The organism is Pantoea sp. CTOTU46764 (assembly GCF_031974595.1).
GTDB lineage: Bacteria > Pseudomonadota > Gammaproteobacteria > Enterobacterales > Enterobacteriaceae > Pantoea > Pantoea trifolii.
Map to the genome: position 1 here is coordinate 73,762 of NZ_DALYOQ010000009.1, position 22,526 is coordinate 96,287.

20 protein-coding genes are annotated in these 22,526 nt (G+C 57.0%); 7 read left to right on the forward strand and 13 right to left on the reverse strand.

Translation table 11 applies throughout. The annotated features are described in order from the left end of the window. Positions 1-30: 30 nt before the first annotated feature. From RTM06_RS05560 to mntP, 10 genes are all read right to left on the reverse strand, one after another. On the reverse strand, positions 31-867 hold the full coding sequence (locus RTM06_RS05560) for a fumarylacetoacetate hydrolase family protein (protein WP_312180541.1): 837 nt from the start codon (positions 865-867) through the stop codon (positions 31-33). Between the two features lie 108 nt (positions 868-975). Beyond that, positions 976-1,797, reverse strand: a complete 822-nt coding sequence (locus RTM06_RS05565) for a M55 family metallopeptidase (protein ID WP_258144153.1) — start codon at positions 1,795-1,797, stop codon at positions 976-978. Positions 1,798-1,847: 50 nt separating this feature from the next. Further along, entirely contained in the window at positions 1,848-2,894 is a 1,047-nt protein-coding gene (locus RTM06_RS05570; protein ID WP_312180545.1) for a P1 family peptidase, read from the reverse strand. A gap of 2 nt (positions 2,895-2,896) precedes the next feature. Beyond that, positions 2,897-3,781 (reverse strand): ABC transporter permease subunit, encoded by an 885-nt coding sequence (locus RTM06_RS05575; protein WP_312180547.1) that lies wholly within the window; start codon positions 3,779-3,781, stop codon positions 2,897-2,899. Further along, positions 3,781-4,710, reverse strand: coding sequence for an ABC transporter permease (locus tag RTM06_RS05580; protein ID WP_154193928.1), 930 nt, complete (start codon positions 4,708-4,710; stop codon positions 3,781-3,783). The genes RTM06_RS05575 and RTM06_RS05580 overlap by 1 nt, the downstream gene beginning before the upstream one ends. 221 nt (positions 4,711-4,931) lie before the next feature. Further along, the gene (locus RTM06_RS05585; RefSeq protein ID WP_312180551.1) at positions 4,932-6,473 is read right to left on the reverse strand and encodes a glutathione ABC transporter substrate-binding protein; all 1,542 of its coding nucleotides are present in this window, start codon (positions 6,471-6,473) and stop codon (positions 4,932-4,934) included. 21 nt (positions 6,474-6,494) lie between these two features. After that, positions 6,495-8,357 (reverse strand): ABC transporter ATP-binding protein, encoded by a 1,863-nt coding sequence (locus RTM06_RS05590; RefSeq protein WP_312180553.1) that lies wholly within the window; start codon positions 8,355-8,357, stop codon positions 6,495-6,497. A gap of 18 nt (positions 8,358-8,375) precedes the next feature. After that, positions 8,376-9,341, reverse strand: a complete 966-nt coding sequence (dgcA, locus tag RTM06_RS05595; RefSeq protein WP_312180555.1) for an N-acetyl-D-Glu racemase DgcA — start codon at positions 9,339-9,341, stop codon at positions 8,376-8,378. A 2-nt stretch (positions 9,342-9,343) separates the two neighbouring features. After that, complete coding sequence (gene dgcN, locus RTM06_RS05600) at positions 9,344-10,351, reverse strand: N-acetyltransferase DgcN (protein ID WP_312180557.1); 1,008 nt, start codon at positions 10,349-10,351, stop codon at positions 9,344-9,346. A 487-nt stretch (positions 10,352-10,838) separates the two neighbouring features. Beyond that, on the reverse strand, positions 10,839-11,408 hold the full coding sequence (mntP, locus tag RTM06_RS05605; protein WP_312180559.1) for a manganese efflux pump MntP: 570 nt from the start codon (positions 11,406-11,408) through the stop codon (positions 10,839-10,841). Between the two features lie 284 nt (positions 11,409-11,692). Between mntP and RTM06_RS05610 the strand changes: the two genes are divergently transcribed. Then, entirely contained in the window at positions 11,693-11,932 is a 240-nt protein-coding gene (locus RTM06_RS05610) for a DUF1158 domain-containing protein (RefSeq protein ID WP_007891898.1), read from the forward strand. Positions 11,933-12,467: 535 nt separating this feature from the next. Beyond that, entirely contained in the window at positions 12,468-14,078 is a 1,611-nt protein-coding gene (gene mqo, locus RTM06_RS05615; protein WP_265302720.1) for a malate dehydrogenase (quinone), read from the forward strand. Positions 14,079-14,155: 77 nt separating this feature from the next. Here mqo and RTM06_RS05620 read toward each other — a convergent pair whose 3' ends face one another. Continuing rightward, a complete protein-coding gene (locus tag RTM06_RS05620; RefSeq protein WP_256697787.1) occupies positions 14,156-14,743 on the reverse strand; it encodes a LysE family translocator in 588 nt (195 codons plus the stop codon). Positions 14,744-14,879: 136 nt separating this feature from the next. Here RTM06_RS05620 and RTM06_RS05625 point away from each other — a divergent pair, with 136 nt between their 5' ends. Continuing rightward, complete coding sequence (locus tag RTM06_RS05625; protein WP_312180563.1) at positions 14,880-16,370, forward strand: PLP-dependent aminotransferase family protein; 1,491 nt, start codon at positions 14,880-14,882, stop codon at positions 16,368-16,370. On the opposite strand, the gene RTM06_RS05630 is transcribed toward RTM06_RS05625, so the two are convergent. Then, on the reverse strand, positions 16,337-16,960 hold the full coding sequence (locus RTM06_RS05630) for a glutathione S-transferase (protein ID WP_312180565.1): 624 nt from the start codon (positions 16,958-16,960) through the stop codon (positions 16,337-16,339). The genes RTM06_RS05625 and RTM06_RS05630 overlap by 34 nt on opposite strands. 113 nt (positions 16,961-17,073) lie before the next feature. On the opposite strand from RTM06_RS05630, the gene RTM06_RS05635 reads away from it, so the two are divergent. After that, on the forward strand, positions 17,074-17,922 hold the full coding sequence (locus RTM06_RS05635; RefSeq protein ID WP_312180567.1) for a PhzF family phenazine biosynthesis protein: 849 nt from the start codon (positions 17,074-17,076) through the stop codon (positions 17,920-17,922). Between the two features lie 83 nt (positions 17,923-18,005). Here RTM06_RS05635 and RTM06_RS05640 read toward each other — a convergent pair whose 3' ends face one another. Beyond that, positions 18,006-18,764, reverse strand: coding sequence for an SDR family NAD(P)-dependent oxidoreductase (locus tag RTM06_RS05640; protein ID WP_256697791.1), 759 nt, complete (start codon positions 18,762-18,764; stop codon positions 18,006-18,008). Between the two features lie 115 nt (positions 18,765-18,879). Here RTM06_RS05640 and RTM06_RS05645 point away from each other — a divergent pair, with 115 nt between their 5' ends. The 3 genes from RTM06_RS05645 (at position 18,880) to RTM06_RS05655 (ending at position 22,456) form a co-directional block, all read left to right on the forward strand. Further along, positions 18,880-19,779 carry a LysR family transcriptional regulator gene (locus tag RTM06_RS05645; RefSeq protein WP_036648956.1) on the forward strand — a complete coding sequence of 300 codons (900 nt, stop codon included), beginning with the start codon at positions 18,880-18,882 and terminating at the stop codon, positions 19,777-19,779. A gap of 45 nt (positions 19,780-19,824) precedes the next feature. Continuing rightward, entirely contained in the window at positions 19,825-20,832 is a 1,008-nt protein-coding gene (gene yhjD, locus RTM06_RS05650; protein WP_293792080.1) for an inner membrane protein YhjD, read from the forward strand. Positions 20,833-21,121: 289 nt separating this feature from the next. Next, positions 21,122-22,456 carry an MFS transporter gene (locus RTM06_RS05655; protein ID WP_312180574.1) on the forward strand — a complete coding sequence of 445 codons (1,335 nt, stop codon included), beginning with the start codon at positions 21,122-21,124 and terminating at the stop codon, positions 22,454-22,456. Positions 22,457-22,526: the final 70 nt, after the last annotated feature.

Genomic DNA, 22,526 nt, shown 5'->3' on the forward strand with positions numbered 1-22,526 from the left:
ACGCAGCGGCGGCTCGAAGTATGACGGGCGCTAAGCCACGTAATGATGTAAACGGCCGATCTTTTCGATTTCTACTTCAATCTCATCGCCGGGGAACATAAACAGCGGTGGCGTGCGTTTTTTACCGACGCCGCCCGGTGAACCGGTGATGATCACATCGCCTGGCGACAGCGGGCTGAACGCGGAAATGTACTCGATGATCTTCGCCACCGGATGCACCATGCTGGCGGTGGTGTCGTTCTGCACTTCGCGCTGATTGAGCCAGGTTTTGATCGCCAGCTGCTGCGGATCGGGGATCTCGTCGGCGGTGGTCATCCACGGCCCGAAACCGCCGGTTTGCTGCCAGTTTTTCCCGGCGGTGAACCAGGTAAACTGCATGTCGCGCACCGTGGCATCCATAAAGCAGCTGTAACCCGCAACGTGATTCAGCGCATCAGCGGCTTTCACCTGATAGGCCGCTTTGCCAATGATCACCGCCAGTTCGCCTTCGTAATCAAATTCCTGCGTGGTCGCGGGTTTCATCAGCGGCTGCTCGTGCGCCGCCAGCGAATCCGCGAAACGCACAAACAGCGTCGGCGCTTCAATCGTCTCGGCAAACTCTTTGCGTTTGTCGGCGTAGTTCATGCCAACACAGAACACTTTGCCAGGATTTTCCACCACCGGCAGGAAGCGAATGGCGCTAAACGGGTGATCAACCGGCATTGAAACGAAGGCGTCGAGATCGCTTAACGCGCCGCGTTGCAGCAAGGTTTTCAGGTCCGGGCAGTCAGCGCCGAGACGTGCGCCGATATCAATCACGCCCTCTTGCTGCACAATACCGTAACTTTTTCTTTGCTGGTCAATAAGATAAAAACTGCAGAGCTGCATGACTGCCTCGTTGTTATATATAAATTGCGCGCAGGTTAGCAAAATTCAGCAGGAAATGCGGACCGACCTGATGATTTGGCGCGGCCGCCATAAATGACGCCCCTACGATCACGACTGCGTGCTCGCCAGATAGGAGAAGGCGCTCAGCAGGCTGATTAACGTGTTCATGTTGTCGGCACGATAGCCGACCGTCACCGCATCAATGCGCGTCACGCCAGGAATCAGGCTGAACAGATCCGCCAGCACTGGTTTGCTGGCTTGCAGCTGCATCTCATAAGGCGCGCTCAACCGCGTGGTGCTGATTTGGCGTTTGCGCTGCACCGCAGCCGTTGCCGCAGCGCGAATGGCGTTTTGCGCCGCCTGCGGGCTGATGGATTCGGCACAGGTGTGTGAGATGGCGCGTTTCACACAGACGTAATCCACCGAGGGATAATGCTCGGCAATCCAGCCTTTGAGCTGATCGTCACCGCTTACCAGCCACAGCGGCGTGCCCTGTTCGGCAGCGGCTGCGGCGTAGATATCGGTCTCGCCCATCACTTTACCGTTGATGTGAATGCGCCAGAACGCACGGCCATTAATGGTGTGCGCCAGCACGCCCGGTTCGCCCGCCGCGCTGTGATAGCCGATAAAGAACAGGCCATCAAACGGCTGCTGCTCAATGCCTTCCACCATCGATAAGCCGCGCGGCTTGCCCTGCACCATACGCGCGCGGGGATCGATATTTTCCGCGCGTAGGTTGGTCATCTGCGCGTGGCTGTCTGCCACCACCACTTCCGTCGCGCCACCAGCAAAGGCACCATCGATGGCGGCGTTAACTTCTTGTTCCATGAGTCCGCGCGCCAGTTGGTATTCCGCGTGGCCGGGTGAACACTGTTCAGGGCGCATGACGCCGGCGATGCCTTCGATGTCAGCAGAGATGAAGATTTTCATGAGGTTGGGTTCCATGCGGTTATTGGCAGAGGTCGCCATGAAGGGCGACTCTACGACGCGGTCAATCGATCTAATACTTCGGTTAACGACGGCCGATGGTGGCCGCGAAAACCGGTGACGGCTTCGGCGCTGAGTAAGGCATCCAGCACCGCGTGTTCAGTGGCATCGGCGGCGGCGGCGAGCAGCGGTTCCAGCGTGGATTCTTCTGGCGGTTGCGGCTGTGGCTGGGTGGAAAACGCCACTGCGATATCGCCCGAACCGTGGCCCCAATAGCTGCCCAAACGCCCTAAACCGGCACCGGCGCGTTTGGCGATGCGCTTCAGCTGACGCGCATCAAGCGATGCATCGGTCGCCATAATAATGATGATGGAACCGGCATCGCGTTGCGGCGTCAGTTCCGGCAGCAGCGGTGCGATCATTTCGCCGAGGCGCACGCCATCTAGCGTCAGCGCGGTCAACGCGCCGAAGTTCGCCAGCACCAGCACGCCCAGCGTGGCATTGAGCGACGGAATGATGCGCGATGCCGTGCCAATGCCGCCTTTCAAACTGAAACAGCTCATGCCGCGCCCGGCACCAACGCTGCCGCGATCGAAATCTGCCGTGGCGTCATAGAGTGCTTGCTGCGCCATCGTTTCAGTGATCGCCAGCGCCTGAATATCGTTGAGCCAGCCGTCGTTACACTCCAGCGCCAGCGGATTGACCGTGGGCAAGCTGCGGCCCAACTCGCTGTTGCGGCTGATGGCATCGCGCACCAGCGTAGTAAACAGCGTGCCGACCGCCAGCGTGTTGCTCAGCAGAATGGGCGTTTGCAGCACGCCCAACTCTTCAACCTGCACCAGGCCAACCGGCTTGGCGAAACCGTTAAACACCGCTGCCGCACAAGGCAGCGGCTGGGTAAACAGATTGTCGCCCGGCGGCACAATCGCCGTGACGCCGGTTTGCCGTTCGCCGTCCGCTAGCGTGTAGTGACCAACGCGCACGCCTGGCACATCGCTAATGCGATTGGTCGGCCCGCTGGCGCTGCGCGGTTGTCCCAGCTGGCGCTCGCTGCGCCAGCGTTGCAGCAGCAGGTCGCGCTGCAGTTGTTGAAAGTCCATGCTTAGCTCTTCAGTTTGGGATCGAGCGTGTCGCGCAGCGCATCACCCAACAGGTTAAACGCCAGCACGGTAATAAATATCGCCAGACCTGGAAACACGCTGACGTGCCACAAGCCAGCCATCATCATGCTGCGGCTCATCGCCAGAATATTGCCCCACTCCGGCACATCGGGTTCCGGGCCGAGGCCGATAAAACTCAGCCCGGCGGCGGTCAGAATACTGGTGCCGATACGCATAGTGAAATAGACAATCACGTTTGACAGTGTGCCCGGCAGAATGTGGCGCAGCAGAATCACGCGGTCCGGCGCACCGGCACAGCGCACCGCTTCAACATACGCCGCCTGTTTCAAAGACAGCGTCGACGCACGCACGATGCGGGCAAACACCGGCACGCTGAAGATCGCCACTGCGATGATGACGTTGTTGAGTCCCGGACCGAGAATCGCCACCACCGCAATCGCCAGCAGCATGCCGGGAAAGGCGAACAGCACGTCAGAGCCACGCATAATCAGCATATCGATCCAGCGTCCATAATAACCCGCCAGCAGGCCGAGCAGCACGCCAACTACCATGCCGAGCGTTACCGACAACACGCCCACATACAGCGAGATACGCGCGCCGAAGATGATGCGGCTGAACAGATCGCGGCCGAGTTCGTCGGTGCCCATCCAGTGCGTGCTGGACGGCGGCGATGACAGCGCCATCCAGTCCGGCGCCATTGGATCCCACGGCGCCAGCCAGGGCGCGAAAATGGCCACCAGCACCAGCAGCAGCACAAAGCCGCCGGAGACCAGCGCCAGCGGATTACGCACCAGCGCGTGCAGGAAATCGCGCCACGGCGAACGGATCACCTCCTGCGCGTGGGCAGGCAGAGATTGCAGACTCATCAGGGCTCCTGTCGCAGGCGAATCGCTGGGTTGACCACGGCGTACAGCAGATCGACCAGCAGGTTAATGACAATAAATTCAAACACGAACAGCATGACTAACGCCTGGATCACCGGCTGATCCTGCGCCTTGATCGACTCGATCAACAGCCAGCCCAACCCCGGCCAGTTGAACACGCTCTCGACCACGATCGATCCGCCGAGCAGAAAACCGAACTGCAAACCGAGCATGGTGATCACCGGGATCAACGCATTGCGCATCACATGTTTCCACGTCACCAGCCGATTGCGCAGCCCTTTGGCTTTCGCGGTGCGCACGTAATCTTCCTGCGCCACTTCAAGAAACGCCGAGCGGGTGAAGCGCGCCATCACCGCCGCCACCGAGGAACCGAGCGTAATCGCCGGTAACACGATGTCGCTGGGTTGGTTGAAGCCGCTGACGGAAAACAGGCCAAACGGCATGGCGACAAACTGGATCAGCAGCAGGCCGAGCCAGAACGTGGGCATCGAGATGCCGCCGACGGCGACGCTCATTAAGGTCCAGTCCTGCCATTTACCGCGTTTCAGGGCGGCAAACACGCCGAGGAAAAGGCCCAGAATCACCGACCAGGCAAAACCGGCCAGCGCCAGCCACAGCGTGGGCATAAAGCCCTGCTTGATCACCTCCAGCACCGGCTGTTGAGTGCGATAAGTGACGCCCAGATCGCCGCGCAGCAGGCCGCCGATCCAGTTGATATATTGCTGCGGCAGCGGATCGTTAAGTCCCAGATGCTGACGCGCCGCTTCCACCGCGGCCAAAGGCGCATCCGGTCCGGCGTAGATACGCGCCGGATCGCCAGGCAGCAGTTTGATGAAGCCGAAGACCAGCAGCGAGACCACCAGCAATACGGGGATCATCTCCAGCAGTCGGCGAATGATGTATGCGAACATGCGGTTCCTTTATTTTTTTGGGATCGTGCTGGCTTTTCCCAGATTGTGCTTGCTGTCCCCAGATTGTGCTGGCTGTCCCCCTCCTCGGTCCTCCCCCATAAATGGGGGAGGAAGATGCTGCCATATGCCAGCTCAGAAGTTGCATGTGGCAGCATCTCCTTCCCCCGCTTGCGGGGGAAGGCCGGGATGGGGGACAGCGAGCACCTAACCCCACCCAACCTTTACTTAAACGTCGCCTGATTAAACAGGAAGTTGCCATCCGGCAGCATCGACACACCGCTTAGCGTGCTGCGTTTGCCGACCAGATTGTCTGGCGTGCCGAGGAAGGCGACTGGCGCCTCTTTCCACAACACTTTCTGTGCCTCGGCGTAAGCTTCGCCACGCTTAGCCGGATCGGCGGTGGCTAGGCCGCCGGCAATCGCTTTGTCGGCTTCGGCGTTGCTGAAGTACGAGACGTTATACGAGGTCGGCACCCAGGATTCGGTGGCGTAAAGTGGACGCAAGGCCCAATCGGCATCACCGGTTGATGTCGACCAGCCGCCGTAATAGAGATCAAATTCCGCCGCTTTCGGGTCCTTCACGCCCCACAGTTTGGCGTTGCGCGTGCCGGAATCCATCGGCGTTACCGTGGCGCGAATGCCCACCGTTGCCAGCTGCGCTTTTAATACCTGCGCGGCACGCACGCTGGCGGTGGCGTTGGTGACCCACAGTTTGAGATCGAGGCCGTTCGGATATCCGGCGGATTTCAGCAGCGCTTTGGCTTCATCCGGCGCATAGCGATAGTTCGGCGCGCTCTGCTTCTGGTAGAACTGCACGCCTTGCGGAATCGCCGAGCTGGCCGGTTTGCCCATGCCGGCAAACGCCACTTTCAGCCACAGATCGCGGTCGATGGCGTAGTTGATCGCCTGACGCACTCGCACATCAGCCAGCGGTTTGTGCTGGGTGTTGATCGCCATGTAATAGAGATAAATGCTCGGATCGCGCTGCACCGCCAGTTTGCTGTCGCTCTGCACGGTGGCGATCAGATCGGATGGCAGCGGCCAGATCGCATCCACCTGCCCCGATTTCAGCGCCGCAACGCGCGTGGCATCTTCCGGGCTTGGCGAGAAGATCACGTTATCCACTTTTGGCCAGCCTTTTTGCCAGTAGCCGTCGTACTTCGCCAGCGTCACGGCTTTACCCGGCTGCCAGGTTACGAATTTGAACGGGCCGGTGCCGACCGGATGCAGACGCAACTGCGCTTCTTCCGGATACTGCTTGAGAATCGCCGGGCTCCACATCACCGCCGACGGATGCGCCAGCGTGTTGATGAAAGCACCAAACGATTGGTTCAGATCGATTTTCACCTGGTCCGGCGCCAGCACCGTCACTTTCGCAATCATCTTGTAGAGGCTGTTGCGCTTGAGGCCTTTGGTCTGGTCGGCAAGGCGATCGAGGTTGGCTTTTACCGCTTCGGCATCGAACGGCGTGCCATCCTGGAAGGTCACGTCTTTACGCAGCGTCAGGGTAAATTCGGTGGCGCTGTCGTTGCTGGTGTAGCTGGTAGCCAGCCACGGCTGCAGCTTCATCCTGGCATCGAACTGGAACAGACGTTCGAAGATGCCGCTCTGCACCGAGTAGCTGACGTTATCGGAGGTATCGTGCGGATCGAGGCCGGTGATGTCGGCATACATCGAAATGCGCAGATCCTGCGCCTGAGCGGCGGCGGCCAGCGAGAGGGTCAATCCCAGCGCGAGCGCAGTACGGCGAAAAATCGGGTTCATGAAATCTCCTGGTATTGAGGGTTAGCGCGAAACACAATCAGCGACCCAGTGTTGCGGAGCAACCTGGCGATAACGCGGTTTAACGACCGTTTCTCCCACCTTGCGCAGCGGCGACGGAATTTCGCCGTCCTCGAAAGTGCGGGGTTGACGGTTCTGGGGATCGGCCACCGGCACCGAGGCCAGCAGACGTTGGGTATACGGATGTTGCGGCTGGTTGAACACCGATTGACGCGGCCCCAGCTCAACAATCTGGCCGAGATACATCACTGCCACGCGGTTGGCGATGCGTTCCACCACCGCCATATCGTGCGAGATAAAAATCCACGCCACGCCGGTTTGCTGTTGCAGATCCATCATCAGGTTTACCACCTGCGCCTGAATCGACACGTCCAGCGCTGAGACGGCTTCGTCGGCGATGATCACTTTGGGTTTCAACGCCATGGCGCGTGCAATGGCAATACGCTGGCGCTGGCCGCCGGAAAATTCATGCGGATAGCGCTGCGCGTGTTCCGGCAATAAGCCCACGCTTTTCAGCAACGCATCGACCTGCGGCGACGCGTCTTCCAGCGACTTGACCATGCCGTGCAGCAGCAGCGGTTCGGCAATGGTAAAGCCGACGGTGAGACGCGGATTGAGCGAGGCGTAAGGGTCCTGAAACACCATCTGAATTTCACGACGCAGCGGCTGGAACTGCGCCTCTTTCAGGTTGGCGATTTCATTGCCCTGGAAATGAATGCTGTCGGCGTCGCTGTTAATTAACCGCATCAGCGCACGGCCAGTGGTGGATTTACCGCAGCCGCTTTCGCCGACAATCGCCAGGGTTTCGCCCGGCCACAGGCTGAAATCGATCTGCTCCACCGCGTGCACCTGATGGGTAAGCGCTGAGAAAATGCCGCTGCGAATTGGGTAATACACTTTCAGGCCGCGTACATCCAGCAGCGGCGTTTCGTCGTAGCGCGCGGTGCGCTGCTCGCTGTTATCGCTGGCATTGCTGCCCAACAACGGAAAACGCTGCGGCCATGCGTGTTCGCGCATATCGCCGAGCTTCGGCACTGCGGCCAATAATGCTTTGGTGTAGGGATGCTGCGGCGCGTTGAAGATTTCAGTTACCGTGCCCTGCTCAACCACTTCGCCGCGCAGCATCACCACCACGCGATCGGCGATTTCTGCCACCACGCCCATGTCGTGGGTGATGAACAGCACCGCCATCTGTTTCTCGCGTTGCAGGTCGCGCAGGATGTGCAGAATGCGCGCCTGCACCGTGACATCCAGCGCGGTGGTCGGCTCATCAGCAATCAGCAGCTGCGGATCGCACGCCAGCGCCTGGGCAATCATCACGCGCTGGCGCATGCCGCCCGATAGCGAATGCGGATAGCTTTTCATCACCCGATCGACATCAGCGATGCGCACCTGGCGCAGTAATTCACGTGCGCGCGCCTCGGCCTGACTTTTGTCGCAAATCTGATGATCCCGCAGCGCTTCGGTCAGCTGATCGCCGACGCGCAATACCGGATTGAGCGAGGTCATCGGCTCCTGGAAAATCATCGCCATTTCACGACCACGCAAGGCACGGCGCTGGGTTTCATTCAGCGTGGCAAGTTGATGCGCGTTGCCCTGACGATCGCGAAACTGCATGCTGCCGCGATCGATACGCCCGGACGCGGCCAGCAAGCCCATTACCGCCAGCGAAGTGACCGATTTCCCCGAGCCACTTTCACCGACCACGGCGACAATTTCGCCCTGATGAATATTAAAGCTGATGCCCTTCAGCGCCTGATTTTCGCCGCTGCGGCCGCGAAAACTGACGCTGAGATCCTGAATCGCGAGCACCGGTGCTGAACCGGCAACGCTGGCGGCGTTGGATGTAAGTAAAGTGTCCGTCATCGTTGCTCCGCGTGCGGGTTACAGCCAGATTTGGCCTTGAGCGTAAGAAAGGAAGGGCGAGCTATCGGCGGCCAGCCAGATTGGGCCATCGAGATCGACATGCTCAGCGGCAATCGCCACCGGCAGCGCTGCTTCCATCGCCAGTGAAGAGCCGAGCATGCAGCCGACCATCAACCGCATATCACGCTTCTGCGCCTCCTCCACCATCGCCAGCGCTTCGGTCAACCCGCCGCACTTATCCAGCTTGATGTTGATCATCTCGTAGCGATTACGCAGCGGCGCGATGTCTTCACGTGTGTGGCAACTCTCATCGGCACACACCGGAATCGGGTGCGCGAAGCGCTGCAACGCCTGATCCTGGCCCGCCGGCAGCGGCTGCTCGACCATCGCGATGTTAAAACTCGCCAGCGCGTTGAACAGGCTGGGCAAATCCACGCCCGACCAGGCTTCATTGGCATCAATGATTAAGGTGGCGCGCGGTGCGGCCTGTCGAATCGCAGCGACTTTCTCCAGAATCTCGTCGCGATTGAGTTTGATTTTTAGCAGGATGGCGCCGCGTGATACCGCATCGGCAGCGGCGGCGGCCATGTTCTTAATGGAATCGAGGCTAAGGGTTTCGGCGGTGATCACCGATGGCGGCTGACGACGCTCGCACTGTTGCCACAGCGTGTGCTTCACCAGCGCGGCATCAAGACGCCACAGCGCGCAGTCCAGCGCATTACGCGCTGAACCGGCAGACACACGGCTTTGCAGATCAAGGCGGCTCAGGCCCGCTTCCATGTCGGCGCGCAGCGCTTCCAGTTCGGCGTTGACGCTTTCTGGCGTTTCATCGTAGCGCGGCGTGGGCGTACATTCGCCGCGGCCAATAAAGCCGTTCTGCTCCAGCGTCACGCGAATTACCGTAACCGCCGTGCGAGTGCCACGTGAGATGGCAAACGGACGCGCCAGCGGCAGCTCCAGCACTTCAATCTGCATGCGCCGCATAATTAGCCACGCTCCTGCAGCAGCGCGGCGATATCCGCCATGCCGAAACGCACCGGATCGGTGGCTGGCACGCCGAATTCTGCGCTGATTTCTGCGCAATAGGCGCGCGCTTCTGCTTCGCTGTAGTTTGAGGTGTTGATGGCGAAACCGGCCAGCTGCACCGCGTCGCTGGTGACGTGCGCCGCGCGCAGGTTGGCTTCGACGCAATCTTTCAGGCTGACCATCGGCTGATGCGGCAGATGACGCATATGCGGACGGCCCATTTCATGGCACATCACCAGCCAATGCGGTTGCGCACCGTGAATCAAGCCCATGCTGACGCCAGCGTAAGAAGGATGGAACAGTGAACCCTGACCTTCCACGATATCCCAGTGATCGGCGTCATTGGCTGGTGACAGCGCTTCGACCGCACCGGCGATGAAGTCGGCAATCACCGCATCAATCGCGATACCTTCGCCTGCCACCAAAATGCCGGTCTGGCCGGTGGCGCGGAAATCGGCTTTCATGCCGCGTTCGCGCATCGCGGCTTCCAGCGCCAGCGAGGTGTACATCTTGCCTACCGAGCAATCTGTGCCGACAGTAAGTACACGCTTACCTGTACGCTTTTTACCGCTGCCTACTTCCAGTTTTGGACGCATATGACGCAGGTCGAACAGCTCAACACCGAACTCTTTGGCCAGCGCCACCAGCTCCGGCTCATCCACCAGACGATGGTGCAAACCGCTGGCCACGTTCATCCCGGCAGAGATGGCGCTTTTTACCGTGTCGAGCCAATGCGCGGGCAAGTAACCGCCGGCATTCGCGGTGCCGAGCACCAGCGTTTTGGCACCGCGCGCTTTGGCAGCGGCAATGTCGAGGACGTCGAGGCCCAGCGATACGGTGCAGCCCGGCAATTTGATTTCGCCAACGCACTGCTCTGGACGCCAGACGTGGATGCCGCGGGCGGTTTTAGCGGCCAGTGGATCGGTTACGTCGCCGAGGAAGAGTAAATAAGGTTGTGGGATCAGCATGATGTTTCTCATTTCAGACGGTTTATAGGGCCTGAATTGACTATTTCATGCAGAAGATGGGGTGACGAATGCTTGTTTAGTTGCGGGGTATAACGTGCGGCTATAGCCAGATCGAAATCTGATGGCTGAAGGGTTTTATCAGCAAGTTAGGGAAAAATGGGGAGATTTGCGGCTGGAGAGATAAGAAAACAGTTGATAACCACAGGTCGATCCCTGACCGCGATTATCGAGGGTATTCTGTTAGCGCTGGATTAATGCTGTGCGCCTGGCGGTACGTGCTTGAAGGTTTCAACGTAAGCGTTAAACACGTAGCGGAAAAAGCGTTTCATAAGGCACCTGGCTCAAAAATTGTTGAAGAAATACGCAAAAAGTATAGCCTCTGAGCGTTTTTACCGCAATTATTTTTGAAGTAGATCACATAATGAAGGGAAATTGGGAGTTGAGTGATGCAGTTAAAAGCGGTCACCATGAATGGCGACCCTACAAATTAAAACCAACCTAAGTGCTGGCCCAAAATGGTGCAGCCAATGCTGATCAGCACTACGCCGCCCAACACTTCGGCCCATTTACCCATCACCGGACCGATAAAGCGGCCCACCAGCACGCCGGTGGTCGCCATAATGGTAGTGGCGGCGCCGATGGTGATGGCGGTCATGATGATATTCACTTGCAGGAACGCCAGGCCAACACCGACGGCCAGCGCATCAAGACTGGTGGCGACAGCAGTTAACGCCAGCACCATAAAACCGTGACGCTGCGGCGCTTCGCAAGGCTCATCGGCGGTTTGACGGAAGCCTTCCATTATCATACGGCCGCCCAGCACGGTTAACAGCACGAACGCCACCCAGTGATCCCACGCCATGATGTAGCGGCTGGCCGCGAGGCCAATCGCCCAGCCAATCAGCGGCGTTAACATTTCAATGACGCCAAAGATCAAACCGGTACGCAGCGCTTCTTTGAAATTCGGGCGATGCAGCGATGCGCCTTTGCCCAATGCTGCGGCGAAAGCGTCCATCGACATGCCAAAGGCCAAAATCAGGGTTGCGATAAATGTCATGGGTTTTCAATCAATGCCGCGGAACCGGCGCTAAAGCCGCTACTTCTCCGCATTTATTGTTCAGTAATGAAAAAGTGCGCGCAGTCTAACACGCAAAAACGGCAAAAAAAAGACAGTAAAATCAGGGATTTAAGTATAGCAAAGGCTATAACTCTTAACTTTCGCTATTTTTGACGCTAAGTGAATGGAATAGAAGAAATTTCTTAGTGCGATTCGGCACGGGGATTGCACCGTAGCGCGGTTTTATGCGCTAATGCGCGCGCTAACTGATTTGGAAAATGACCATGAATAACCCATTCGAAACGCTGATTATCCCAGGCGGCATTCTGCTGCTGGGCTTTCTTTCTGCCCTGCTGCTGCCCGCGCCTTCATTTGGTATTGAGCTGGCAAAACAGCTGCAGGAAAGCCTGCATCTGATGGATGTTAATCAGCTGTATACCATCGTCTTTAGTTTGTGGTTTTTACTGCTGGGCGCGATTGAGTTTTTCGTCATTCGCTTCCTGTGGCGCCGCCGATCGCGCTGATCATTTTTCCGGCAAGGTGATGCATTTTTCTTCTGGCGGGAACCTACGACCATGATGAAATTCATCACCACAAAAATGTAACATTACTTTTACACGATATGGCGAAATATCGCGCAACATAAAATCCGCATAAATAATCAATTTAGTTAAAGTCCATAATTTTCAAAGCATTAAAATGTGACACACCTCACTCACCGTTTTCAACCCCATCAAAAGCACTCACAATAGCGTAACAACTGCATTACGCTAACCGTCTGATTAAGAGATAAAAATCCCTTATGACCACGGGGTTGAGCTGATTAATTCTTATGCTGAATCATTTCCGCCTTTAAAAAATAAACAAACGTTTAATTCCGATACGAGAATGTTATATTCGAATGCATATGCATAACGTGCAGTTAACCGTTATCGTCCCCATGACTTATACCTGAGTCTTAACCTTTGAGAGATAGCGCCACGCGCTCGAAAGAAGCGCGGCTATTTCGCCTGCGAACCTGTTGAGCTTCAGGTCAACAGAGAGAGGAGATGTCGCCTCATGAGTACTACTGCGGTAAATCTGGCGCTCGCCGCCGCTGGCATGGAAAGTGCAAACCTTCAGGAACGAAAAGACGTCGACGTACTGCTGATTGGCGCAGGCGTGATGAGTGCGACTTTGGGCGCATGGCTGCAAGATCTCGAACCTGACTGGTCGATTGAGATGGTTGAACGTCTTGATGACGTGGCCGTTGAATCGTCTAATGGCTGGAACAACGCCGGAACTGGCCATGCCGCGCTGGCAGAGCTCAACTATACGCCGCAGAAGGCGGATGGCAGCATCGACATCGCCAAAGCGGTGGCGATTAACGAATCGTTCCAGATTTCGCGCCAGTTCTGGGCGTATCACGTTCAGAAAGGCAACCTGCGCAATCCTAAAAGCTTTATCCACAGTACGCCGCACATGAGTTTCGTCTGGGGCGACGATAACGTTGAATTCCTGCGCAAGCGTTTCAATGCGTTGCAGAAAAGCACGCTGTTCCGTGGCATGAATTACTCTGAAGACCGTGATCAAATCACCGAGTGGATTCCGCTGGTGATGAACGGGCGTGACAGCAAACAGAAAGTGGCGGCCACCTGGACCGAAATGGGCACCGACGTGAACTTCGGTGAAGTAACGCGTCAGCTGATTGCCTCTTTAGAGAAGAAAGCCAATTTCCGCCTGCGTCTGCGCCAGGAAGTGCGCGATATCAAACGCCTGAGCGACGGTCGCTGGCAGGTCACGCTGCATAATCTGGCCAGCGGCGAAAATCGCCTGCTGACCACGCGCCAGCTGTTTATTGGTGCGGGCGGCGCGGCGTTGCCGCTGCTGCAGAAATCCGGCATTCCAGAAGTGAAAGGTTATGCCGGTTTCCCGGTGGGCGGTTCATTCCTGGTGACGGAAAATCCTGACGTAGTCAAACAGCACATGGCGAAGGTGTATGGCAAAGCCAGCGTCGGCGCACCGCCGATGTCGGTGCCGCACGTCGATACCCGCGTACTGGATGGCAAGCAGGTGCTGCTGTTTGGGCCGTTTGCGACCTTCTCGACCAAATTCCTCAAGCAGGGTTCGCTGCTGGATATGTTCGGCGCGATGAACACCAGCAACCTCAAGCCGATGGTGCAGGTTGGCCTGAAGAGCTTCGACCTGGTGAAATATCTGGTTGATCAGGTTTTGCAAAGCGACAGCGATCGTATGGAAGCTTTGCGCGCTTACGTGCCGCAGGCGAAGCAGGAAGACTGGCGTTTAGTGACTGCCGGCCAGCGCGTGCAGATCATCAAGAACGATACCGTGGAAGGCGGCGTGCTGCGTCTCGGTACCGAAGTGGTGACCTCGGAAGATGGCTCGATTTCTGCCTTGCTGGGTGCATCACCGGGCGCCTCCACCGCCGCACCGATTATGCTCGAGCTGATGGCGAAAGCCTTCCCGGAACAGATGCGTTCGCCGGAATGGCAGACCAAAATTCGCATGGTGATCCCATCGTGGGGACGCAAGCTGAACGGCGACGTCGCACTGACCGAGAAAGTGCTGGCCGATACCAGCCGCGTGTTACAACTCGACTACGAGCCGGTAATTACACCGGATGCCGCCAACGATGAAGCGCGCGAAACGGCGCACGTGGTGGGGAAGTAATAAGGTAGTTCTAGCCTGGTCGCCATGAATGGCGACCCTACAAATGCTTCGGTGCGCATATATGCGCACCGAAGCATCTAGCTGAGCAGCACCGCGTCGTACAACATCCACACAGTTGTCGCCACCAGCGACAGCGCCATCAAACTGTTAAACGCCTGACGTTTCCACGCAACCTGCAGATGGCTGCGCAGGCGATCGCCCAGCGCTGCCCAAATCAAAATGCACGGCAGATTCAGTGCCGCGAATCCCAGCAGCACCGTCAGCACGCCGTTGCTGTTGGCGTACATCAGCGCCACGTTGGTGACCATCAGCCAGGCTTTTGGGTTTACCGCCTGGAAACAGATGCCGCCAATTAACGTCATCGGGCGCGGACGTTCGCGCAGTTGCGGTGCGCCGGCATGGAAAATCTTCCAGGAAAGCCACAGCAGATAGCTACAGCCAACCACCGTCAGCGGCAGGCGAATCGCGCCCATCCAGTGCAGCAGCGCATCGAGCGCCACACTCGCCAGCAGCATCTGTATCGCACAACCCAGCAGGATGCCAAACAGCATCGGCAGCGTGCGTTTAAAGCCAAAATTCACGCCTGAGGTCGCCAGCAAGAGATTGTTCGGGCCTGGCGTGATCGACATAACGGTGACGTAGCTAAAGAATGAGGGATCAAGCATGATGCGCTTCCTGAAGAATCAATGATGTCTTCATGCTAGTGCGAACGCTGCAATGGAAACAGAGACACAAAACCACTATTGTAATGGATACAGTTGTCTCAAAAATGAATTGTACCCACTGCGCGCGGAGGCTTTTGTGTCCCTTCCACTTTCATCTGGTCAAACGCTGTATCAGCAGCTGGTCGATAGCTTTGCCGAGTCGATTCATCAGGGCACGTTGAAGCCCGGCAAGCGGCTGCCAGCGATACGTCGCGTGGCACAATCGCATCAGGTAAGTATCAATACCGTGCTCAATGCGTGGCAAATTCTCGAAGATCGCGGCCTGATCGAATCGCGTCCGCAGTCGGGTTATTACGTGCGTGGCGTGTTGCCCGCCGTAACGCGCCCTGTCAAACCGCTGCCGGCAAAAATCGACGATCCCAGTGCGCAAAAGCTGGAGCTGATTGAGCAAGTGTTCGCGGCGCAAAATAATCCCGATTACACCAATATCTCGCTGGCCTGTCCGCAGGATGGCACTTTCTATCCGGCGGCGCGAATAGCGCGAATTACTGCGTCGATTTTGCGCCAGAATCCCGACATTATCGGACGCTATGCGCTTCCACCTGGTAGTGAGCGCTTACGGGAGGAGATTGCGCGTCGCGCTCTGCACAACGGCATCAACCTGCCGCCGCAGGCGATCACACTGACGCACGGCTGTATGGAAGCGCTCCAGCTGGCGCTGCGTGCGGTGACTAAACCCGGCGATTGTATTGGTCTGGAATCGCCAACCTATTTCTTCCTGTTCCCGCTGCTGGCGTCGCTGGGTCTGAAGGCGCTGGAAATCCCCACCGATCCGCATCAGGGATTGTCGCTGGATGCGCTGGAGATGTTGTTACAGGAGAAGCGGATTCAGGCGGTGATCGCCATGCCGGGCGCGCAGAACCCGTTGGGATATGTGATGCCGCTGGAAAACAAAAAGCGGCTGGCGAAGTTAGTGAATACTTACCACGTTCCGCTGCTGGAAGATGGTTTGTATGACGAATTGCAGTTTGAGTGGCCGCTGTCGCCGCCGGTGAAGGCGTTTGATAGCGATGGTTGGGTGATTTACTGCACCAGCTTTACCAAAACTGTGGCGCCCGATTTCCGCGTCGGCTGGACTGCCGCGGGACGTTTTCATGACGCTATCGCCCACCTCAAAGCGGTTTCGTCGATGGCGGAATCACGCTTGTTAAGTGAAACCCTGGCCGAATTTCTTGCCAGCGGCGGCTACGATCACCATCTGCGCACGCTGCGTCGGCGCTATGCCGCCAATCTGGATGCGGCGCGCGGTATTCTGGCGCGCCACTTTCCACAGGGCACGCGCGCTACCCTGCCGCGCGGCGGGTTTGTTTTTTGGGTCGAACTGCCGGGAAATATTGATACCGTGGAGATGTTTCATCGTTTGCTACAGGAGCAAATCTGTGTGACGCCAGGCGCGCTCTACTCGCTGAGCGATCGTTATAAACACGCCTTGCGTCTCTCCTGCTGCTATCCGTTTGATGAGCGTTATACGTGGGCGCTGCAGCGCACCGGCGCGCTGGCCTGTGAGATGACAGGTCTCGCGCCGGGACAGGATCAGGGTTTGCCGTTGCGGCCCCAGGTGGTGTAAGGCTCACGCTCGGTCAGACGCTCGTAATAGGTCTGTACCGCCGGGAAGTTAGGATGATCCAGCGGGGTTTCAAACCAGCGATTGACCGCCAATCCAACCGGAATATCCGCCAGCGAGAAATTGCGGCCTGCGACGTAGCGCCCGGTTTTCTCCAGATGCTGATTGAGAATGTTCATGGTGTGCGTCCAGCCTTTCACGGCCGCCGCCAGCAAGCGCGGATCCTGATGCGCTGGGGAGTTGCGCACCAGTGACATAAACGCGTAGCGCCATGAGGTGTTGAGTTCGGTGGCTTGCCAATCCATCCACTGATCGACCGGCGCGCGTGCGCGTGGATTATCGGGATAGAGCCATTCGCCGCCATTGCTGTTGGCGAGATAGCGCAGAATGGTGTTGGATTCCCACAGCACGAAGTCGTCCTCAATAATTACCGGGACCATGGCGTTGGGATTGAGCGCCATAAACTCTGGCGTGTGCAGCGATTGCGGATCATCGCCCCAGGGTTCTAATTCGTATGCAATATCGAGTTCTGCACACAGCCACAGAACTTTTCGCACGTTTATTGATGAAGTACGGCCAAGAACTTTTAACATTGTGGACTCCGATTCCAGAATTCTTAATTTATTCATAGCCCTGTTGCTGGCCTTTCGCAATCAGCAGGATGTAAATCCCGATTTCAGACAACCTCAACGAGGAAGGAGTGACAATGAAGGTCGCATTTAAACAGGTGGATGTGTTTACCTCATCAGCGTTTAAAGGGAATCCGCTGGCGGTAATTATGGATGCACAGGGATTGAGTGACGCGCAGCTGACGGCGATTGCGCGCTGGACCAATCTGTCCGAAACCACCTTTGTGCTGCCGCCACAGGATGCGGCGGCAGATTACCGCGTGCGCATTTTTACCGTGGAAGGCGAACTGCCGTTTGCCGGACATCCTACGCTCGGCACCGCGCATGCGCTGCTGGAAGCGGGTTGGCCGCTGAAAACGCCAGGCAAAATCGTGCAGGAGTGCGGCGTGGGGTTGGTTGAGGTGAAAATCAGCGACGACGGCGCGCTGGCCTTTGCGGCACCCGCCGCTCGCTTAACGCCCTTCAGCGATGCGCTGATGAGCAGCGCGCTGAACAGTGAAGCTTTCAATCTCAGCCAAACGCCGACCATCGTTGATATGGGCATCCGCTGGCTGCTGATTCCGATGAGTAGCGCGCAAGCGGTGCTGGATGTGGTGCCGTCAGCCGCCGATTTACACCGGTTACAACAGCATGCTGAGGTTAACGGCACGGCGATTTTTGGCGCGTTACCAGCAGGTGAAAACGAGCAGTACGAAGTGCGCGCATTGCTGGTTGAGAACGGCAGTTTGACTGAAGATCCAGTGACCGGCAGCGCCAACGCCTGTCTGGCCCGCTACTTCGAGGCTAACCAACAAACGCGGGACTATCGGGCACGTCAGGGCAGCGCGATTCAGCGGGAGGGGCGCATTCAGGTGAGTTTTACGGATAAGGCGATCTGGATTGGCGGCCAAACCGTGACGGTAATTGATGGGACGATTGATTTGTAATACCCATCAGCGCTGGCTTTGAAAGAGGTGCGCATGAATGCGCACCCTACGAAAAACGGGCGAATAAATCGCGAGTTTAGTGATTACAGACCTTGGCCGCCTGAGGCTTCGATGCGCTGTGCGGTGATCCAGCCGGTTTCATCGCTGAGGATCGCGCTGATGGCATCGCCGATATCATCTGGCAAGCCAACGCGGCCTAACGCGGTCACCGAGGCGATGTGATCGTTGAGATCTTTGGTATCACGCACGCGACCGCCCCCGAAGTCGGTTTCAATCGCGCCGGGCGCCAGAATGTTGACGCGGATATGGCGCTCGCCCAACTCTTTTGCCTGATAGCGGGTTAATACTTCCATCGCGCCTTTAATTGAGGCGTAAGTGCCTGAACCCGGCAGCGTCAAACGGGTTAAACCGCTGGAGATATTCAGGATGCGTCCACCATCAACGATCAGCGGCAGCAGTTTTTGCGTCAGGAAGAACGGCCCTTTGAAGTGCACATTCACCAGCGCATCAAACTCATCTTCGGTGGTCTCGGCGAACAGCTTGTAGTGACCATGACCGGCGTTGTTCACTAAATAATCAAAATTGTCACGCTGCCAGGTTTTCTGCAGCGCTTCTTTCACCTGCGCCACGAAGCCATCGAACGTGCTGCTATCGCCCACATCCAGCTGCAGCGCCACCGCACGCGCGCCCAGCGCTTCAATCTCTTGCACCACCGCCTGCGCTTCTTCCGCGTGACCGCGATAGGTAAACAGGATATCGATGCCTTTGGCGGCCAGTTTCAGCGCCCCATTCTTGCCTAAACCACGATTTCCGCCGGTAATCAATGCAATTTTATGACTCATGTTTCGCTCCAGTTGGAAAATTGAACACGTGTTAAGGATATTCGTGAATAATTGATCTATAAACGCAGAGGAATACGCAGCACTGTTTCACTAACAACAACAATCGGTGAACAACATGGATAAAATTCACGCAATGCAGGTTTTTGTGCGAGTGGCAGAAATGGGCAGTTTTACCCGTGCGGCAGAAAGTTTGGGTTTACCGAAAGGCAGCGTATCGCGTCAGCTGCAGGCGCTGGAAAATCAAATGGGGACGCGGCTGCTGCATCGCACCACACGGCGCGTGCATCTGACGCAGGACGGCCTGGTTTATTACGATCGCTGCCTCGATTTACTCTCGATGCTCGACGACATGGACAGCCTGTTCCAGCACGATCCCGGCACCTTAAGCGGCAAGCTGCGCGTGGATATGTCGGTGGCGATGGCAACCGGCTTTGTGCTGCCTCGTTTGCCGGAATTTTTGCAGCACTATCCCGGTCTGGAAATTGAGTTGAGCAGCAGCGATCGTCAGGTCGATGTGATTCGCGAAGGCTTTGACTGCGTGGTGCGCGTTGGCGAGCTGAAAGATTCCGGGCTGATTGCGCGGAAAATCGGCTCGCACGCCTTGATCAACTGCGCCAGCCCCGGCTACCTTTCCCGCTTCGGCATGCCGGTGCGGCTGGAAGATCTGTCGCAACACGCGATGGTGCATTACACCCAGCAGCTTGGGCAACCTTCACTGGGCTTTGAATATTTTGATGGCAAACAGTGTCATTACGTTCAAACCGGCGGCGTGGTGACGGTAAACAGCACCGAAACCTATCGCGCGGCGTGCATGGCCGGGCTCGGCATTATTCAGGTGCCAGCGATTGGCGTGCAGCCGCTGCTGGAGTCAGGACAACTGGTTGAAGTGCTGCATCACTTCCCGGCGAAACCGATGCCGATCTCGCTGCTTTACCCGCATCGCCGTAACGTGGCACGCCGCGTACGCGTGTTTATGGAGTGGTTAAGCCACGTCTTGCAGGAGTACGTGACATAGCAGGCTATAATTGTATTTTCGCAGTGAACAGGATGACTATCGTCTATGACGGACAAAAAACCTATAGAGACAGCGGCCAAAGCAGAAGCCAAGCCGCTTATTGATATTAAAACCGGCAATAAAACCGTGGATGGCTCGATTCAACATGTGTCGCGCTTCGCTGCCTGGTTTCAGGCGATTCCGGCAGTGGCGCACTTTATGCGCGCGCTGGAACGCTTTAACGATCGCCTTGGCAGCCAGTTTGGCGCGGCGATCACCTACTTCTCTTTTCTCTCTCTGATACCGATTTTGATGGTCTCCTTTGCGGCAGTCGGCTTTGTGCTGGCGTCGAATCAGGACATGCTCACCGAGTTGATCAACAAAATCGTTAACAGCATCAGCGATCCGACGCTGGCCACCACGCTGAAGAATACGGTGAATACCGCGATTCAGCAGCGCGCCACGGTGGGGATAACCGGTTTGCTGCTGGCGCTTTACTCCGGCATTAACTGGATGGGCAATTTGCGTGAAGCAGTGCGCGCGCAGTCGCGCGACGTGTGGGAACGTACGCCAGACGATCAGGAGAAACTCTGGAAGAAGTACGCGCGCGACCTGCTTTCGCTGCTGGGTTTGATGTTTGCGCTGGTGATTACGCTGTCGCTGACCTCGATTGCCGGTGCGGCGCAGGCGGCGATCGTTAATGCGCTGGGGCTGGAAGACATTGAGTGGCTGCGTCCGGCAATGACGGTGATTGCGTTATCTATCTCCATCTTTGCTAACTATCTGCTGTTCCTGTGGATCTTCTGGATTCTGCCGCGCCACAAGCCGCGTAAAAAAGCACTGTTCCGTGGCACGCTGCTGGCGGCGATTGGCTTTGAAGTGATCAAGTTTGTGATGACGCTGACGCTGCCGAAGCTGGCGACTTCGCCATCGGGTGCCGCCTTTGGTTCGGTGCTCGGCTTGATGGCATTCTTCTACTTCTTTGCGCGTTTGACGCTGTTCTGCGCCGCGTGGATCGCCACCGCGAAATATAAAGATGATAAAGAGATGCCGCAGCCGCATCAGGCTAAATAAGCCGACGAGGTTGTTACATTTGCCGTACTAGCTAAAAATGTTTCCTGATGGCTACTTTTTCAGCAAAAACCAGCAGGAAACGCTAAAGGGTCACTTTAATTTGGCCCTTTTGCAGAGATTCCCGCCAAAAAAATGACACTTCCCGTTCCCATCCGCCACTGATTGCAGCAACTCAGAAATTATCCACTTATTCGCCGAAAAAGCCCGGTCTGACGCGGTTTTTCGCCATTGAATGCCGCAAACCAGGTGCGTAAGATTCTCTGTCTACATTTACAATTAAGAAACACTTATGCAAGCTTCCATCACAGAAACACTCGACAAAAAACACGACGACGCACCGGTCAATTCACGTGGCAAAGTGGTTGTGGCATCGCTTGTCGGCACCGCCATTGAGTTCTTCGACTTCTATATCTATGCCACCGCCGCGGTGATTATTTTCCCGCACATCTTCTTCCCGCAGGGCGATCCGACCGTGGCTACGCTACAGTCGCTGGCAACCTTCGCGATCGCCTTCGTGGCGCGTCCAATTGGTTCGGCCGTCTTCGGACATTTTGGCGACCGCGTTGGCCGTAAAGCAACCCTGGTGGCATCGCTGCTGACCATGGGCGTTTCGACAGTGCTGATCGGTTTGCTACCAGGTTATGAAACCATTGGCGTGGCAGCGCCACTGCTGCTGGCGCTGGCGCGTTTTGGTCAGGGCCTTGGACTCGGTGGCGAATGGGGCGGCGCAGCACTGCTGGCCACCGAAAATGCCCCGGCGAAAAAACGTGCGCTTTATGGCTCATTCCCACAGCTCGGCGCGCCGATTGGCTTCTTCTTCGCTAACGGCACCTTCCTGCTGCTTTCATGGTTGCTGACCGACGAACAGTTCATGAACTGGGGCTGGCGCGTGCCGTTTATTCTCTCTGCGGTATTGGTGTTAATTGGCCTGTATGTGCGCGTTTCGCTGCATGAAAGCCCGGTGTTCGCCAAAGTGCAGAAAGAGAACAAGCAGGTGAAAATGCCGATTGGCACGCTGCTGAGCAAGCATCTGACCGCCACCCTTCTCGGCACCTTCATCATGCTCGCCACTTACACGCTGTTCTACATTATGACCGTGTACTCGATGAGTTACGGCACCGCGCCCGCGCCGGCTGGTCTTGGCTATTCGCGTAACAGCTTTCTGTGGATGCTGATGGTGGCGGTGATTGGTTTTGGTGTGATGGTGCCGATTGCCGGTTTGCTGGCCGATCGCTTTGGTCGTCGTAAAACCATGATCACCATTACGCTGATGATTATCGCCTTTGCACTGATGTTCCCAATGCTGCTGGGTTCCGGTTCTCAGGTGCTGGTGATGGGCTTCCTGATCCTTGGTCTGAGCATTATGGGCCTGACGTTCGGTCCGATGGGCGCGCTGCTGCCGGAGCTGTTCCCGACGGAAGTGCGTTATACCGGTGCATCCTTCTCCTATAACCTGTCGTCGATTCTTGGGGCTTCTGTGGCGCCTTATATCGCCACGTGGCTGAATGCCCACTACGGTTTGCAGGCGGTGGGTTTCTATCTGGCTTCGATGGCCGTATTGACGTTGATCGCGCTGATTGCCTGTAAAGAGACACGTAATCAGACGCTGTATGAAGCGGTGTGATTGATTTCCACCATTCGTGCTCGCTGTCCCCCATCCCGGCCTTCCCCCGCTAGCGGGGGAAGGAGATGCT

What these genes read in the sequence shown, in the direction of transcription:
- RTM06_RS05560 (WP_312180541.1), bottom strand. Translation starts at nt 867, where the DNA reads ATGCAGCTCTGCAGTTTTTATCTTATTGACCAGCAAAGAAAAAGTTAC.
- RTM06_RS05565 (WP_258144153.1), bottom strand. Translation starts at nt 1,797, where the DNA reads ATGAAAATCTTCATCTCTGCTGACATCGAAGGCATCGCCGGCGTCATG.
- RTM06_RS05570 (WP_312180545.1), bottom strand. Translation starts at nt 2,894, where the DNA reads ATGGACTTTCAACAACTGCAGCGCGACCTGCTGCTGCAACGCTGGCGC.
- RTM06_RS05575 (WP_312180547.1), bottom strand. Translation starts at nt 3,781, where the DNA reads ATGAGTCTGCAATCTCTGCCTGCCCACGCGCAGGAGGTGATCCGTTCG.
- RTM06_RS05580 (WP_154193928.1), bottom strand. Translation starts at nt 4,710, where the DNA reads ATGTTCGCATACATCATTCGCCGACTGCTGGAGATGATCCCCGTATTG.
- RTM06_RS05585 (WP_312180551.1), bottom strand. Translation starts at nt 6,473, where the DNA reads ATGAACCCGATTTTTCGCCGTACTGCGCTCGCGCTGGGATTGACCCTC.
- RTM06_RS05590 (WP_312180553.1), bottom strand. Translation starts at nt 8,357, where the DNA reads ATGACGGACACTTTACTTACATCCAACGCCGCCAGCGTTGCCGGTTCA.
- dgcA (WP_312180555.1), bottom strand. Translation starts at nt 9,341, where the DNA reads ATGCGGCGCATGCAGATTGAAGTGCTGGAGCTGCCGCTGGCGCGTCCG.
- dgcN (WP_312180557.1), bottom strand. Translation starts at nt 10,351, where the DNA reads ATGCTGATCCCACAACCTTATTTACTCTTCCTCGGCGACGTAACCGAT.
- mntP (WP_312180559.1), bottom strand. Translation starts at nt 11,408, where the DNA reads ATGACATTTATCGCAACCCTGATTTTGGCCTTTGGCATGTCGATGGAC.
- RTM06_RS05610 (WP_007891898.1), top strand. Translation starts at nt 11,693, where the DNA reads ATGAATAACCCATTCGAAACGCTGATTATCCCAGGCGGCATTCTGCTG.
- mqo (WP_265302720.1), top strand. Translation starts at nt 12,468, where the DNA reads ATGAGTACTACTGCGGTAAATCTGGCGCTCGCCGCCGCTGGCATGGAA.
- RTM06_RS05620 (WP_256697787.1), bottom strand. Translation starts at nt 14,743, where the DNA reads ATGCTTGATCCCTCATTCTTTAGCTACGTCACCGTTATGTCGATCACG.
- RTM06_RS05630 (WP_312180565.1), bottom strand. Translation starts at nt 16,960, where the DNA reads ATGTTAAAAGTTCTTGGCCGTACTTCATCAATAAACGTGCGAAAAGTT.
- RTM06_RS05635 (WP_312180567.1), top strand. Translation starts at nt 17,074, where the DNA reads ATGAAGGTCGCATTTAAACAGGTGGATGTGTTTACCTCATCAGCGTTT.
- RTM06_RS05640 (WP_256697791.1), bottom strand. Translation starts at nt 18,764, where the DNA reads ATGAGTCATAAAATTGCATTGATTACCGGCGGAAATCGTGGTTTAGGC.
- RTM06_RS05645 (WP_036648956.1), top strand. Translation starts at nt 18,880, where the DNA reads ATGGATAAAATTCACGCAATGCAGGTTTTTGTGCGAGTGGCAGAAATG.
- yhjD (WP_293792080.1), top strand. Translation starts at nt 19,825, where the DNA reads ATGACGGACAAAAAACCTATAGAGACAGCGGCCAAAGCAGAAGCCAAG.
- RTM06_RS05655 (WP_312180574.1), top strand. Translation starts at nt 21,122, where the DNA reads ATGCAAGCTTCCATCACAGAAACACTCGACAAAAAACACGACGACGCA.